The sequence below is a fragment of the Nostoc sp. genome (genome assembly GCF_035638895.1).
GTDB lineage: Bacteria > Cyanobacteriota > Cyanobacteriia > Cyanobacteriales > Nostocaceae > Nostoc.
Window position 1 is genome coordinate 1 of sequence record NZ_DASQZC010000223.1, and the last position, 16,767, is coordinate 16,767.

A 16,767-nucleotide genomic window follows, 5' to 3' on the forward strand; every position below is an offset into this window, starting at 1 on the left:
TTCGCTAGTTGGATAACACATTGTGCTGTCACTCCTCTGCCGCCACCACTGACAAGAATAACGGATGATGAATCAATCTTGGCGTTTGTGTTCATTTTGCTTATTTTGATTGTTTCAACACAGGGATTAAGATGAGCTTCAGGAAACCCGGCTTCTGAGCTAATGTAAGATTTATTTAACTTAACCCTGTGAATTACTAGTGGTTCATGTCGTTAATTTTGATGAGTTCGTAGTAAGCACTGAAATGCTTAAAAACTTAGGACTAAAGTTCTTACTACGAACTTTCTCACTCTTCAGAATTAATAACATAGACTATTAGGCGAGAGATGCTGTTTCAGAGGTTAGAGTTACTCTTCCTTGGGAGTTATATCCAACTTCCCAAATCAAAGAATTAGGATCGTGAAGTTCAGCGATAATAGAGTGTGCTGAAGTTTCAGGATTTAATTCAGGACTCAAATCGATAGCCCGGCAGAACACCTTCTCCCACTCTAAATTAAGAGTTTTTGTCAAACCAAATAGACCACCACTAATGGCACTAAAGTCAATGCTTGTTCCTAATCCAAACTCACCATCGAGACGAGCAACAGAAAGGAAACAACTGCGTCCTGTGAGGGCTGCTTGATTAAGCGATCGCTTCAAATGTTTTGCTAAGAGAAATACATACTTGAGGAGCGCCTTTTCTGATTTAGCATCGCAGACTTGATGTTTAGGGTGTAGATGAATGAAACCTCCTATTGCACCGTAAGTTTCTGAGATAGCTGTTAGTTTTTGTTGTAATTGCTGCTCACTTAAATCTGTAAGCTCGATGCGATTAACTCCTTGAGGTAGAGGGAGGCGATCGCCTACGGTGTCGCTCACAATAGATTGAGGAAAGCTGAGAACAACTACCTGCCAACCTCTCTCACTTAATAGTTTGGCTAGTCTATTGGTAGTGAGAGAACCGTCATCGGTAAGCAAACAAGTACGGGAGCGGGGTAGAGTAAATTGCCAAAAATCAGGTGCAGGTAGATGCATAAGTTTGACCAGACAGCGCCGAATATGGTGATTTATTAGAGGCTGTTGGTTATCAAACTGTGATAAGGAATTTTTTTTTAGCCTCTGCAATTTTTGTCCCCAAATAATTAGCAATCTTGCTAATGGTTCGCTGTTCTGCTAATTCCTCTGGACTCAACTTAGGCAAGTTGGGGAACAATGTCTGCATTGCACCGATGATTTCTACTCTCTTGATGGAGTCAACACCCAAATCTGCTTCTAAATCCATCTCTGTCTCTAACATTTCTGCTGGATAACCTGTTTTGTCACTAATAACGTTTAATAGCGACTCGGTTAAGAAACTGTCTTCAGTAGGCTTTACTGGTTGTGGGACAATAGTTTCAATATGAGCAGATGTAGATACTGCTACTTGAGGAGATGTTGGCTGAGGAACGCGGATTTGAATATACTCAGCAACTTGGCGAAGAGTTGGCTGTTCTGCCAATTCTTTAGGATTGACTTTTGGTACATCTGGAAGTAATTCTTGTATTGCACTAATGATGTCCATCCATTTGACAGCATCGATACCCAAATCTGCGCCTGGGTTTATTTCCCAGTTCAACATTGTTACTGGATAGCCCGTCTTACTACTAATGACTTGCATCAATAACTCAACTCTATCCACTGTTTCAACAGATGCTACTGACTTTACTTCTGGTGATGAACTCTCAACTTTAGCAGGGGGTACTACAGTCAGGGTGTTGTTGACTTTGGTCTGAGGTGCGTCAACAGGTGTGCTAGAAGCCACAGTATTAGCAGGTATCTGAGGAGCAACTGGTGTTTGTTCTAAAGCTAACTCAACCTGCGGAGATTTGATGTTGTTACTTCCTAATAACACACGGTACTGTTGCTGCATCAACTGAAAAAAGCACTGTGAAGATTCTGCTTGATTCTTAAGATATTGCTCATGTACTCGCAGAATTTCTGATTGATGGTTACAAAATTGTGTTAAAAGCTTCTCTAGACCAGTGCCTACAATTTGCTCGATATTAGAACGGGAGGAAGAAATAGGTTGCAGCATCTCGTTTGACTCAATGATAGGAATAATGAAGTATGAATCTGTAGAATTGGCAGTATCAGTTGGTGTGTAAGGGGATGTCACAGTAACAACCTCCGTTGGAATCGCACCTGCGTTGGCATTTACAGGTTCGGGTTGTTGGGATGAAATCACATTTATGTCGACATCTGTAGATTCTGGTGAAGTTACATTAGTGTTGCTATTTATAACTTCAGCTGAAACAGACTGATTTACGGAATTGTTCTGAAATTGATTCACTAAAGAGTGCTGAATATCTAGTTGTAACTCCGCACTATTAAGGATACTTGGCTGGATTTTGTGACCATCCTGTAAAGCTTTCTCAAAAGTAGCTTTTGTTTTATCGCTGACATAATTACTACCATTGAGAGTGATGCTTACCCGCGACCCTTGAGCAATTTCAGTAGCTTGAGCCTCAAACTGATAGGGATCAATGTCTTGTAAAGACAAACCAGCAATACGCAATTGCATAACGGCTTGCCGCATCTGGAGGTCACTGTCTTTTTCCCGACTGGGATTCAAAGCTATTGCTAGATGCGGGCGATCGCCAAGGGTAGTTTTGACAAAATTAGTCAGAATCTGCCTCGGCCCAATCTCTACGAAGCAATAACCACCTGCTGCATAGAGATTCTCTATTTCTTGCTCAAACAACACTGACTGTAAAAGATGACTTTCTAAAGTTTTTTGAATAATCTCAGGCTCAGTTGAGTAAGCTTCGCCAGTTGTATTGGAATAAACCGGAATTTTTGGACTATTGAAGGCGATCGACCGCACAGCATCGGCAAAGGGTTCGCAAGCATGACTGACAAAACGAGTGTGGAATGCCGCAGATACAGGTAGTGGGGTGACAGAATACCCACGTTTGCTAAGAATTTGTTGTATGGTGGCGATTTCTGGATTAGCACCCGATAGCACGATCTGATTCGGAGAATTAAAGTTGGCAATATTCAGATGCGACAAACCCTTGATGATTTCTGGGATTTTCCGAATCTCTCCATTCACAGCCAGCATAGTACCAGTATCACAATCAGCACCATTTTTCGGCGTACTCATTGCTTGACCCCTAGCTTTTACTAGGTAAAAGTAATCTGCGTCACTCAAAACTCCACCAGCCCAAAGAGCGGTCAATTCCCCAAAGCTATGCCCTGCGACAAAATCTGCCTTGAATCCAGCCTGTTGTAAAATTTTGTATAAACCTGCACTAAAAGCGCCTATAGCTGGTTGAGCATTTTCAGTTCGTTGCAATGCTTTAGTCTGGCTAGTTTTTTCCTCACTATCAAAGGTCGGACGAGGAAAAACAGTTTGAGAAATTGGTTGTGAACCATCTTGAATAAATAGGTTGTCCAGAGACTTGTAGGCTTGACGTAGGGGGGGGAAGTTAATGGCTAATTTACTACCCATATTCAAATACTGAGACCCTTGTCCAGGAAACAAAGCCACTACTTTGCCTTCTAGAGACATACCAGCCTTACGGTAATAGACTCCACGCGGGTGTTCCCAAGATGCTGCTTGTGGTTGTTTTTGGAGCTGATTAATTGCAACTTGTAGTAATTCACCAGCCTCAACTTGGGATACAGCAATAAACCCTACTCTTGCAGTGGGAAGTGGAATATCTGAAGATTTACAAGAGTTAATTAGTTGTTGATAGTATTGATTGCCAGTGGCAGATTCTAATTGTAACTTTGCAGCTTCGCACTTAACCAACAACTGCTCTGGAGTATCAGCCCAAATTAAGACAGACTTAGGAGCGGTGTGTATACGATAGGCATAGCTCTGCTCTTTGTTATATTCTTCTAGAACAAGATGATAATTTGTGCCTCCAAAACCAAATGAACTCACTCCAGCTCGTCTTGGAATGTTTGGATCAGACTGAAGCCAGGGTCTAACCTCTGTATTTAAGTAAAATGGGGAGTTTTCCATCCCAAACTTGGGATTCGGTTGGGTAACGTTAATCGTAGGTGGTAGTACCTTGTGATAAATAGCCAGAGCAGCTTTAATCATGCTTGCTGATCCCGCAGCCGCTTTGGTATGTCCAATTTGAGATTTGACGCTTCCTAGAGCAATATGCTGTTTCTTAGGGTTATTCTCACTAAAAACTTCATTTAAGGCCGTAAACTCACATAAATCACCAGCTGGAGTTCCCGTACCATGAGCTTCAATCAATTCAATACTTGTATAGGGAATGCCTGCGTCTTCGTAGGCCCGACGTAATGTCTTGGCTTGCCCTTCTTTCCGTGGGGCGTAAATACTTTTATATTTACCGTCACTACCAGCGCCGATTCCTTTAATGATTGCATAAATGCGATCGCGATCGCGTTCTGCATCCGCAAGCCGTTTCAGCACCAACATCCCGATACCTTCACCAACCATCATTCCATCCGACTCGGCATCGAAAGGATTCAAAAAGTCTTTTTTAGATGAAGCAGGTGTTTTACTGAAACACATATAGTTGAAAATTGAGTTATCAGCTTCCACCCCACCAGTGATCATCATGTCGCAACGTCCTTCGAGCAACTCACTGATTGACATCTTGACTGCACTCATCGAACTGGCACAGGCTGCATCCACTACACAGTTCATTCCTCCTAAGTTCAAGCGGTTAGCAATCCGTCCAGCAACCACATTAGCTAGCCAACCTGGAAAAGAATTTTCTTCCCAACCTACATAAGCCAGTTTCATTTTCTGGATAATTTTCTCTGTATCCTCGTCGGATAAGCCACTGCTTTTAAGAACTTTTTGCCAAACAGGATATTGTAATCGGCTAGTCAGTGGGGTAATTAATTGCATACATCCCCCAACTACACCTAGAACAACTCCAGTCCGTTCGCGGCTAAAGTTGCTAGAGTCACCGTAACCCGCATCTTCCATCGCTGCTTTCGCCACAACCAGCGAGAGTAACTGAGCGACATCTGTTACCTCCAAAATATTAGGAGGTAGTCCAAACTCTAAAGGGTTAAAATCAATATCTGGAATGAATCCGCCTCGCTTGCAGTAAGTCTTATCAGGAACTGTAGGATCTGGGTCGTAGTAGTCGTTTATATTCCAGCGAGAAGTGGGAATATCAGTAATGCAATCGACTTCGCCAATAATATTATCCCAATATTCCTGCAAGTTTTTAGCTTTGGGAAATAAAGCAGACATACCTATAATGGCAATTGGAACTCGTTGCAGTTGACTATGCAATTGGTCTTGACTTTGTTGAGCATCCATATAAGTTATTTCTTTTTCTAGATAACTATTTTCATGTACTTTGATAAACTCTACTAAGCTTTAATATTTGATTCAATAGCAACCATCAGACTGAAATTTAGCGGGTAGCTTTTGAAGCATATAAGAGAAGTTTTCTATGAACATCTTTTACTAACAATATCTGTGTTGCAAAGCTTAAGCTTATTGAGAATCGAAAACGAGCAATCAAATTTTTAAAGCATATTTTACGAAAAAAATAGGGGTTTTATAATAGTCGGCTAGTTTCATGATTTCCATGTGCATTATTAGATAATAATGTAAGTAGCTCCGTCATAAAAGAAGCGCAATAACCGCCTTTATGTACTAAACGTATGCAAAGTAAAAACTAAAAACCTATATTAAAAACTCAGTCATAACTAGTTAAATTATGCAAAAGTTACAAAAAAAATTGACTTTTTTAACTTTTCACAGAATAGCAGCTTTTTAAGTATATGCAGTAGTACCCTTGAGGGTACTATTGGCGGATCGGCAACAAATTCAAGTTAATGGCTTTTCTGCTTTTTGGCCTATACCAAAGAGAGCAACGCTATTTTCTGAGGTTGGATAAAAAACGAGCGATACCTTTGTCATAAGCATTGGTTTGCATCTGCCTATGCAGATTTGAAATTATTTAAATCTGCAAATAGTCTTTTTTGTATTTTGATACCAATTTCCGGCGTTGCTGAATTAAAGTATGAATCTGGATGTAGAGACGTAGCACTGCTACATCTCTACAAGGATTTTGGTATTATGCAAAATCATTTTCATACATGGAATCAGCAACGCCCAATTTCCAATTTTAAAAGCATAATGTAGCATAGGTGTTTTGCCTGTCCTTTGCTTTCCAAAATGGCTGCGGTACAGTTTTACGGTAAGACATGCAACTTTATATAATTGCTTAACCTCTATTTATCTATCAGTTTGATGAGGTGGGTTTTTCTCCGAAAGTTTAATTTTGTTACAAAACTTTACATTAAACTAATTTTTTTAACTTTAGGATATTTAAAAGTGTGGCGTGGCATAAATGCGTGATAAGTCATCCAATCCACGGGTATCTATCTATACTTTTGCATAAGAATGACAAGCAAATTGAGTATTTAAATATATCTACTGAGTTGGAATAGCACAATGTTTTGCAATGAAGGCGTGCTAAGTAAGCTAATCGCCATTTATTTTTCCAGGTTGATTCGCTTGAGCCTTGCTTGTATGCAATTTAAATGCTCATTAGCTTAATGACGTAAACAGGTATTTTCTCTTTCGACAAGCCAAAATTCCTTGCCGGATTAGATGCGATCGCTCTGGGGCGAGAGCTTGGTTTCATTAATGTGTATGTGGTTATCACCCACACAAGAACATCTGGTGATAGGATTAATGAAATTTTCAGTTCAGTCATCACCAAAAATGGTACGCACAACTCCAGGGCAGAAGATTCCAATTGATAAACTCCAAACCACGCTGGGAGAATTAGAGAAACTAGAAGAAAAGGCTAAAGAGGAATTATCCCTGCGAGAGAGTATTTACTTTCTGCGTGAACAACTTCAATCTGCACTGAAGAAAGGCTATAGTTATCAAGACCTATCGCAGCTACTGGAGAAGCAAGAAATAAAAGTTTCCGCAGCGACACTTAAGCAATATTTAACTGATATTGAAAAAGAAAAGCGTTCTCGTCAGCGACGGGCTAAACCAAAACAAGTTTTCTATCCTGAAGATTCGACTCAGACTTCAACAGAATCATCGGTAACACCAGCAATTATAGGAGTAACAGAGGACTCTCAAAATGCTCCGAAAGATGTAGGTCAATTAACAGAGGAGTCACAAGAGAAGCAATCATTGTCAAAAGGGGGTAAGGATTCTCAGAAAACGGCTAAAACTACTAGGCGACAAACGCCTAAAACTTCTAAGCCTAGTTCAGATATATTGAGTGAGTTTAATCAGTATTAGAGGTGGGTGTTATGCCGACGATTCATTTGGTAGATGGTGAAAAGGGTGGAGTAGGGAAGTCTCTAGTAACTAGGACAATGATTCAGTACTTTCTGGATAAGAAAATCCCGTTTGTACCAGTAGAAACAGATAGATCAAATCCAGATGTGGCAGGAGTCTATAAAGGAATATGTCAATATGCAGTGTTTAGCGAGAATGAGCGGCAGGCTGATAAGGCAGATAGAATATTTGAGATGGCGACAAATAAGCCAGTAGTTGTGAATTTGGCAGCACAATCACATAGAGCAGTCTATGACTGGATAGAAAGAAATCAGTTAATTGAACTAGGAAATTCTGAGGGAGTGACTTTTTGCAAATGGTTTGTCTCTACAGGAGGATATGATAGTCTTAACCTGTTTGGACAGTCAGTGAATAGCTACGGGGAAAAAATACCTCATATTCTGGTACGCAATTTAGGGCTGTGTGATGATTGGGAACATGTAGATTCAGATGTGAATATACAGAAACTGATCAAAAAATATAAAATTATTGTTATAGATTTTCCGAAACTAGCATATAAAGAAAGAAACATAATAGACCAAAACAGAATGACCTTTGCTGACGCCAGAGAGAATAAAGAATTTGGAATTATAGGAAGACAGAGAGTAGTAAACTTTCTGAAGCTTGCTTATGCAGAATTTGAGAAGGTAGGTATCTGGAATGAAGAAGTTAAATAATAAATTTTTGGAAGGTACTAGATAGCTCTAGAGCTATTTCATTCTAGGGAATCATTCTGAAAAAATGAATGACGATTAGCTTAATCTACTTCTCAATAAGGAGAGGTAGATAGCTAGACATTTTAATAGATACCCATCGCATAGTTGATTGAAAGTTTACTACCCTTAATTCTTTATTGACCGACTATTAGTTTAACTGTAAAAGGCTCCTAGTTTCTTCGCCTACTACACCATCGGGGGACAACCCTTTTGACTGTTGAAAAGCTTTTACAGCTTGTTCTGTCGCTTGGTCAAATATCTGGTTAGCTTGTTGTAATTGAATATTAGCTTTTCTAAGAGCTAATTGCATTTCGCCTACATCTTTTCCTTGTTGTAATGGGCTTGTTAGCTTTAAAACTCTAGGATATTCAACGTTTGAGAATCCTTCAGCAGGAGAATTATAAATACAATTTAAGGTTTTGTCCCCTAAATCTCCATCTTCAGCAATCTGTTTATTTGGATTTGCCTTGTTCCACAGCTTTTGGAAAGCTTTGATTGAATTGGGACGGATATCTCTAATTTCATTAGATGTGCAATCAAAGTGCATTGGATCTTCGTCGCCATAAGTCCATCTCCATCCATGACTGGTCATTAGAGATTTAACTTTTGCCCACTCTTCTATGTCTAAAGACCCACCCTTTTGATGGTCTGATTTTCCTGGATATCCTACCAGATTATTAATTAATCCCCTCTGCTTTTGGCTATAAAGCATTGCTTGGGCAATGACAGAACGATAGGCACTATTAATAGTCAAAGGTTTTGCGTAAGCTCTCAATGCTGCTTTTAAGGCATTCCGTGCAGGAAGCTGGCAGTAAGGGAAAAGTCCTTCACCTCTGTTAATATTTAAATCGGAAATACTGACTAATGAGTTAGGAACTAATTGATTTAATTGCCAAAACAACTGCAAATCTAATCCACGAACTGCGATTGTACTACCTACTGTTATCTCTTTAACTAATACCATAATTCTATTTTCGTTCCCTCTTGAGCTTTTTTAGCTTCAAGTAATATCTGAAGTTTTCTACATCTGGCATCATGTCTTTTCCAGAAATCCAGCTAAAATTACAAAAACACGGGGTATAGGGTATAGCTAATTAGACTTACTGAGATGCCAAAAGATAGTAGCAATACGCTATACATCTAAGCCTATATAAGACAAAATTAATCACATAATTTTGACCTGAAATCCTTATTTAGTCAAGAACTCATGTGTAAATTTTCCTGTACAATTACTTACTAAACCCGACATCCTTCGATACCATCACTCGGCATTAGTGTCGTCTGTTCAAATTTTCAAGTGATCACGGGTAGGTGATATTATAAAATATGCCCCTTGGTGGGAGAAATTTACCGAGCAGACCCCCGAACATTATAAACGGTAGGGTTGGCTGGATGCTGTTCATCCTAATGATCGCCAATCGACGACAAAAATTTGGACGCGATCGCTACGAACGAAAACACCAGTTGTTGACAGCATGACAGATAAAACAGATTTATCAAAAATAATTGCCAGCAAAGGCGACAATCCACTAATTGTGTCACCTGAAAATTTGCAGTCACAAGAAGATGTAGAACTTGAGCGTAAACTGCGAGAACTCAAGTTTAAACAAGAACTAAGAAAAGATTGGATTTTATTTATTGTTAGAGATGTAGTAATTTTTCCTGCCGCTATTCTTTTTATTTTTGCTGTCAGTGGTTATTCCCTATTTATTCAGATTCATAGGTGACTTCTCTGATTACATATAGCAATTCTATCTGATTGATTGTTGAAAATCGCAAGGCTTAGATCCCCGACTTCTTAAAGAAGTCGGGGATGTCGTGCATTACCAGTAAATGCGCGTAACTAATTTTACAGACGACGAAGCCTACTTGCTACAAGTAGACTCATCTTTATATCCACACAAATTTTGCTGGATATAAAGTAAGTATCTGATGGAAATCATCTAAAAATATGGGGCTTTTAATATTTTCTGTTGCTTTAGTTGCCATTGTTGCTGTAATTATCATTAATGCCTACAACGATTTAGTTAAGTATCGTAACCGTTACAAAAATGCTTACTCTCAAATCGATGTTCAATTACAGCGCCGATATGATTTAATTCCCAACTTGGTGGAAACTGCTAAAGGGTACATGAAACATGAACGGGAAACTCTAGAGGCAGTTATTGCGGCTCGAAATTCTGCAATTAATGCTAGCAGTCGGGCGGCAGAAAATCCCGGCGATCCACAAGTAATGCAACAGTTGGGCAATGCCGAAGGAGCGCTAACGGGTGCTTTAAGTCGGTTGATGGTACTTTCAGAATCTTATCCAGAATTGAAAGCCGATCGCGCCATGACTCAAGTAATGGAAGAATTATCTTCCACTGAAAACCGGATTGCTTTTGCCCGTCAGGCTTTTAATGACGCGGTGACACTTTACAACACTAAGAGCGAATCTTTCCCCAGCAACCTTGTGGCAAATACTTTTAACTTTACTGTTGCAGAATTGCTAGCTGAAGCTACTCCAGAAATTAGAAATGCTCCACGCGTGTCTTTTTAGGTGTCTATGAATTTCTTTGAACATCAAGATCGGGCACGCCAAAATACGCAACAATTAATCGGGTTATTTTCCCTGTCGATCGCAGTCATGATTATGGCGATTTATATTGCCACTTTATTCTTGTTCCGCATGGCTCCCCGTGTTTGGTGGCATCCAGGGATATTTCTTTACGTGGCTGGGATTACAATAGTTGCGATCGCAATCGGAAGTCTGTATAAAATTGCCTATCTCCGTGAGGGCGGAAGCGTAATTGCCCAAGAGTTGGGGGGAAGACTCCTGCTAGCAGATACAGCCGATAAACAAGGGCGACAACTATTAAATATTGTCGAGGAAATGGCGATCGCTTCTGGTATTTCCGTCCCAAAAGTTTATCTCCTTGAGAGAGAAACCGGGATAAATGCCTTTGCTGCCGGATTTACGCCCAATGATGCTGTAATTGGAGTTACCCGTGGAACTTTGCAACACCTGAATCGGGATGAACTACAAGGAGTCATCGGCCACGAATTCAGTCATATTCTCAATGGAGATATGCGGCTGAATTTGCGTTTAGTGGGATTATTGCACGGGATTTTGTTCATTTATTTAACCGGGGAATTGCTCTGGCGCATTCGTGGTAGCTTCCGTTTAGGAAAAGAAGACAAGGGTTTACCTATCTGGGCTTTTGGTTTAGCACTGATGGCAATTGGTGGTATCGGATTACTCTGTGGGCGCTTGATTAAAGCCGCCGTCTCTCGCCAACGGGAATTTCTCGCTGATGCTTCGGCTGTACAGTTCACTCGTAACCCCAATGGACTTACCGGAGTCTTCCAAAAACTCGAACGGATGGATTCACGTTTGATTGCGCCGGGTGCAGAAGCCGCTAGCCACATGTTTTTTGGCAATGCTCTCAACCCCTCCTTCTGGGAAAATATGTTTTCTACCCACCCACCCTTAGCAGAACGTATCCGCCGCGTTGGGGGTTTGAACGTCAGCAATTTACCAGCAATGCCATCTCGCAATCAGGTGCGTTCCCCCTCCCAAGAATCCTTAACAATGGGCTTTGCTGGTGGTTCCAACGCTACACCAGAACAGGTTGTAAACCAAGTGGGAAGCGTCACACCAGAGCATTTTGCCCATGCTCAAGCGCTGTTATCGCAGTTACCAGAATCCCTGCGTTTGGGCGTGCGCGAGCAACAAAGTGCAATGGCGATCGCTTTTGCGCTAGCGTTAGATACTGAAAATATCGATATCCAACAACGTCAAATTGCTTGGTTACGCGAGGTGCAGCCTGTTGAGTTGGTAGATAAAACCCTGGAATTGAGCGGCGAAATTAGCCAGTTAGATCCCAGAATTCGCTTGCCACTTGTAGATTTAGCAGTACCCGTATTGCGTCAAAATTCTGCCAAAGAATGCCAAAGACTGTGCAAATGCCTTCACGGTTTAGTTGTAGCTACCGGGAGTTTATCAGTGTGGCATTTTGTGTTGCAGTTAATCCTGTGGCATCGCCTCCAACCTAGTATAAATCCCACATCTGCGATAACGGTAGAATTTACCTCTATAGAAGAGATTTGGCCAGATAGTCTATTAGTATTGTCCGTCATTGCCCGCATCGGATATTCCCAACCCAATACCTCCACCGAAGACATCGCCTATGCTTTTCGTTCTGGAGTTTTTCGACTTCCCAAAGCCGGAGAACAAGAAAAACCAGACATGCCACTTACCTCTAATTTCACTGAACTTAAGAAGAGTATTGATCGCCTCCGTCTTGCCAGTCCCAAACTCAAGCAAGCTATTGTTGATGCGTGCGCCCACACGGTACTTTTGGATAATAAAGTTACACAATCAGAAGCAGATTTACTAAGAGCGATCGCAATGACGCTAGACTGTCCCATTCCCCCATTTTTAAACTCTCAGCGTGGCGTTTCCAAACAGAAACAATCTTCTCTACAGCGAAGTTAATATAACTGGTGAGATGAGTCAAACCGTCACACTCACCGATATCCCGCCCAGAACTGAAGTTCAGGGCTGATAGCTGAAGTCCACTCAAGTGGACTGAATCGATCATTTAGTCCACTTGAGTGGACTTGGGCTATAAGACTCGGAATTCATTCCGAGGCGGGATAGAAACGCAGTGCGAGATTTATTAATAAAGATATGCCTGCGACAAGACTTGTGTGTATACCTTAGCCTTTCTAAGGGGAGGGGTTCTTTTATTATTGCTCAATGCTCCACTTATCTAGTTCGCAACAACTGCACGAAAGTATTACTCACCGTATTGTCTTTAGTATCCGCCGCGTATTGAATCAATTTTTCTCGCAGTTCTTTGGCTGCATCTAAAGGAAGCAAGGTTGCTAGTAAGAAATAAACACCACGAAAACGCGGATCGCCCATTCTATCAACTAATAGTCCTTCGGCGGTATCAGTTTCGCCCAGAAAGTTTTGCACTAAGAAGAAATCCATGATTTTATCGTGGCGGAAGTACCATTCTTTCTTGGCTTCGCCTTTTTCATCTTGCCACTGACGGCTGACTACCATTTTGTATTTATCGTCTTCTAAAGACATGGCAACTTGGTGAAATTCATCGGCGGGTAAAGCTTGTTTGTCTTCGAGTCGCATTTGGTAGACGGCGGCGGAAAATCTTTTGAGCGGAAATTCTTGTTTCCATTCTTGCTGGTATTCTGCCGCTATTAAGTTGTATTGCTGTTCTTGCAGGTAAAACAAGTTTGGCTGTTTACCTTGTGATAACATCAGCGCGACCACAGTTAGATCCATTGGGTTGGAAAGAATGCGGCGGACAGCATCTAACTCTTCTTGGGCTTGCTGATCTTTGAGGACTTCTTTTAAATAATTGGTGCAGGCTTTTTCGTAATCAGCACCTTGAATTTTGGCATCTTTGGGGAGTCGCGGCTGACGGGAAATCAAAAACTCTTGAATTTGTTGTTGCTCAAGGGGCTGCAATTTATATATCTTGGCTGTTGAAGGTGGTGTCCACTCTAGGGGCTGGGTAGTCATGATAATGTTGCCTCGGAAATAGCTTTCGACAAACTGGCAGATTTTTGCCCTTGTTTCGGCAGTGACTTCGTTGAGTCCGTCGATGCAGATGTCAATTGCACCACTGTAAATCAGGTTTTTCAGGAAGCCGGCATCTTGGGCTTGGCCGTGTAGCTTGTCTTGGATGGCTTCAATTACGCCTTTATGACACTTTTGGGCGGGGAGATAAACGACTATGCGCTGGGAGTTTTTCAACAGATGACGGATAAACATCGACTTGCCTAAGCCGGAATCTCCTTCTAAGATAATTTGTCCTTGAATACTGGGTAGGGCTGCGGTAATTGGCTGGATGTCTCCTGATGTGGGAACTTTGACTTTTGATTCTGGGAAGTATGATTGGTCATGAAAATTATCTAAGCCAGCATCGGCTAATAGGGAAGGTTTGAATGGTTCAAATAATTTGCGGCGGAAGGGGGGAAACCAGGTGAGGAGAAAGCCGACATAGCCGACGCCTAAGATTCGGCGTACCCAAGGGTTCCAGAAGAAGATGGCTTGGACTTGGGGAAATTTGGGGTAGGCAAAGATCAGGGCTAGCCAAAAGGCAATGTGAATGATGATGGTGTTTCGGGCTTTGAGAAACCACTGCCAATATTCCAGATTATTAATTACTAACTGCACCGCATTCGCATCAGTGGGGTTGACTTTTTTAAGTTTGCTGTAATGGTTTTGCAGTAAATTAATATCTTGCCATTTCCAAGGAACGTTTTTGTTAGCGGCAACTTCGGAAATTTGCTTGGCTAAGTCGTTGCGTAAGCGTTCTAGTCCTTGGCTGTTATTCCAAGTTTGCAGAAATACGTTGAGAGTTTTGATGCCTTCATCGCGTTTGAGTTTGTCAGGAGTTGCTTGAGGAGAACCGAGCCATTTCAATAAAGTTTTCACTTCCTCAGTGCCACCGCCCAGGAAATAGGTTAGAAAACGCCAATATAAGTATTCTGAATTACCTGGCTCATAAATATTATTGAGAATTACAACAACCTCCTTTAACTCTAGTTTTCTGATATTCGTTAATGCCACTGCCGCTCTGCTACGAACATATGAGTCAACTGAGTCAACCTTTTCATCCTTGAGGAATTTGAGGATGTCAGGGATGTATTGAGCCGCCGCCTGCCCGAAGTTGCCCAATGCCTTTGCCGCACTGCTACGAACATCTGAGTCAACCTTTTCATCCTTGAGGATTTTGACAATTTTCTGTGCTATATCCTCTGGTTTCTTAACCACGGTTTTCAAGTCTTTTAGCTCATATTCAGCTAATTTTTTAAAAGCATGTTGCTTCACTTTGTCGTAGCTGTCGTCAAGGGCTGCTACTATGCCGTTAGTCTGCCAATCTTGGGGTTTGGGTTTGGGGGTTTCTTTGGCGCTAACCCAAGGTAGAGAGAGGAAGAAAGTCAGGAGTAGGGTGAAACAGAAAAGGAAAAAGACGGAAAGCTTCTTGGTGTCGCGGGGAGTTATGAGCATAAATTAGCGCAAGGCGGCAGATTGCACGTGGCTATCAGTATAATACCAAGCTTGCAATTCCTAATTCCTGATTGAGAGTCTTTAATACTTGCTCACGAGTATCAAAGACTCGGCGATGAGTATCAAAGACTCTCCTGCGAGTATTAAAAACTCGTTCACGAGTATCAAAGGCTCTCCCGCGAGTATCAAAGACTCGTCCACGAGTATCAAAGACTCGCTCACGAGTATCAAAGACTCATTAATGAGGTTTAACTACTCATTTGCGGAGTTCAAAGACTACAGCACTTATTGTTTAAATGCAGTAAACCACGATACGCGGTAGAGGCACAGCATGCTGTGCCCCTACGAATGCTTGTATTTGACGCAAGCGAGAACGGCTATAAACCGAATGGCAATATTTGCCTATGAATCAGAAGCAGTTTTAACAGTTTTAGTTTTAATAGCTTTAAACCGTTCCCCTAACTGTTCAGCAACAGTTTTTAACCCTGGAGTTTTTTTAGCAGCAGTCTTGACGTAATCGTAAACAGTCAAACTGCTGCCCATTGCTTCGCTACCGACTGCCATTAGGGTATCATCTACTTGTTCTGTCAGTTGTTGCAGTTTAATCAACAGTTCGGTAAGGGTTGCGGCTAGTTGATAATCCCGCACAAATTCATCTACATCAAAGCTAGCTGGTAAAATGTCTCGGTTAGACTGGGCAGCAGTCAGGCTAGTGTTGACAAAAGCTAGGCTTTTATCGCCCATCTTAAATAACTTGCGTCGTTCTTCCACACTCAGAGTTACGAGAAAAGGCATCTTTGCTTGGATAGTCGCAAAGGCTGCTTTAATTTCTTGGATATCTGCTGGGGAAAGTGAGCCTGTAATGTTTTGGTATGCCATTGGATATTTACTCAGGTGAATCTGTTTGTTATGATTCCCATTGGTAAATGCGATCGCACAGTCTTAAGAAATGGGTAGTAGGGAGTGGGGAATGGGGAAATTAACCTCTTTCCAAATAGGAGAGATACTTTGAATTTTACTCCCTGACTCGTTTGCGCGATCGCACCACAGTTTGTTCCAACTGAGTTTGTAGTTGTTGCACCTTAACAACACTGCTGTGAACATCGGCTAGCAGGTCGGCGGAAATAAACCTACCATTTTATTACAGCTAGTAAGGCCAAAATTAAAGACTTTTGAATACGTGATTTTTGATCTCTGCCTTGCAGTACTAGGCACTCAAGGTCACACAATAAATGTATTTAGATCACCGTCAACTAATGGTTAGATATGAAAAACTAGTGAAGCTAATCTACTTAATCTAAATTCAAATCCGACTTTTAATGTATAAAGTTATATCAATAAAATGTTTTTGTCCGGCATCGATAATTCCTCTGAAGCCTTTGTGTCACCAGGAAACTATTTTCTACCATGCAATTTAGGCATAGGACAAGCTAGCGTCCATAGCTATAGGTGAGTTACAAAGGAGCAAAATGTCTTGTCCTAAATTCACATGAGTTAGACGAGCTTTTCCCACCCAGCCTCCCATGCGGGAGGAGCAATGAAATAATCGGGTTTTTAAGCCTCTGTCCTAGAACGAGAGAGATTAAATTCCAGCAAGGGTGGCCCTGATTATGGAATTTTGAAATCAAACCAATAAATAATTAGTATTTACCAGAGTAACCAGATATGTTCAATGCCACTGAAATTTTAATTGATGCCTTTGTAAATGAAATTCGAGAAGGCTACCGTCGCACCTACGGCTGCTTCAAAAA

General features: G+C 41.3%; 11 protein-coding genes. 6 read left to right on the plus strand and 5 right to left on the minus strand.

Annotation, left to right across the window (positions count from 1 at the left end):
* Positions 1-315 precede the first annotated feature (315 nt).
* A complete protein-coding gene (locus VE944_RS10615) occupies positions 316-1,014 on the minus strand; it encodes a Rossmann-fold NAD(P)-binding domain-containing protein (protein ID WP_324976336.1) in 699 nt (232 codons plus the stop codon).
* Between the two features lie 52 nt (positions 1,015-1,066).
* Complete coding sequence (locus VE944_RS10620; protein ID WP_324976339.1) at positions 1,067-5,278, minus strand: beta-ketoacyl synthase N-terminal-like domain-containing protein; 4,212 nt, start codon at positions 5,276-5,278, stop codon at positions 1,067-1,069.
* 1,389 nt (positions 5,279-6,667) lie between these two features.
* On the opposite strand from VE944_RS10620, the gene VE944_RS10625 reads away from it, so the two are divergent.
* On the plus strand, positions 6,668-7,237 hold the full coding sequence (locus tag VE944_RS10625) for a hypothetical protein (protein WP_324976342.1): 570 nt from the start codon (positions 6,668-6,670) through the stop codon (positions 7,235-7,237).
* 11 nt (positions 7,238-7,248) lie between these two features.
* Complete coding sequence (locus VE944_RS10630) at positions 7,249-7,953, plus strand: P-loop NTPase family protein (protein ID WP_324976345.1); 705 nt, start codon at positions 7,249-7,251, stop codon at positions 7,951-7,953.
* Between the two features lie 187 nt (positions 7,954-8,140).
* Here VE944_RS10630 and VE944_RS10635 read toward each other — a convergent pair whose 3' ends face one another.
* Positions 8,141-8,956 (minus strand): peptidoglycan-binding protein, encoded by an 816-nt coding sequence (locus tag VE944_RS10635; protein WP_324976348.1) that lies wholly within the window; start codon positions 8,954-8,956, stop codon positions 8,141-8,143.
* Between the two features lie 362 nt (positions 8,957-9,318).
* Here VE944_RS10635 and VE944_RS10640 point away from each other — a divergent pair, with 362 nt between their 5' ends.
* The 4 genes from VE944_RS10640 to VE944_RS10655 all read left to right on the plus strand — a co-directional run bounded on the left by VE944_RS10640 (position 9,319) and on the right by VE944_RS10655 (position 12,469).
* A complete protein-coding gene (locus VE944_RS10640; RefSeq protein ID WP_324976351.1) occupies positions 9,319-9,471 on the plus strand; it encodes a hypothetical protein in 153 nt (50 codons plus the stop codon).
* Entirely contained in the window at positions 9,468-9,719 is a 252-nt protein-coding gene (locus tag VE944_RS10645) for a hypothetical protein (RefSeq protein WP_324976355.1), read from the plus strand. Before VE944_RS10640 ends, VE944_RS10645 begins: the two co-directional genes overlap by 4 nt.
* A 224-nt stretch (positions 9,720-9,943) precedes the next feature.
* Positions 9,944-10,531 carry a LemA family protein gene (locus VE944_RS10650; protein WP_324976358.1) on the plus strand — a complete coding sequence of 196 codons (588 nt, stop codon included), beginning with the start codon at positions 9,944-9,946 and terminating at the stop codon, positions 10,529-10,531.
* 6 nt (positions 10,532-10,537) lie between these two features.
* Positions 10,538-12,469: a M48 family metallopeptidase gene (locus VE944_RS10655; RefSeq protein ID WP_324976361.1), complete on the plus strand. Its 1,932-nt coding sequence runs from the start codon at positions 10,538-10,540 to the stop codon at positions 12,467-12,469.
* A 273-nt stretch (positions 12,470-12,742) separates the two neighbouring features.
* On the opposite strand, the gene VE944_RS10660 is transcribed toward VE944_RS10655, so the two are convergent.
* Positions 12,743-15,016 carry a HEAT repeat domain-containing protein gene (locus tag VE944_RS10660; protein WP_324976364.1) on the minus strand — a complete coding sequence of 758 codons (2,274 nt, stop codon included), beginning with the start codon at positions 15,014-15,016 and terminating at the stop codon, positions 12,743-12,745.
* Between the two features lie 402 nt (positions 15,017-15,418).
* Positions 15,419-15,895: a hypothetical protein gene (locus VE944_RS10665; RefSeq protein WP_324976369.1), complete on the minus strand. Its 477-nt coding sequence runs from the start codon at positions 15,893-15,895 to the stop codon at positions 15,419-15,421.
* Positions 15,896-16,767: the final 872 nt, after the last annotated feature.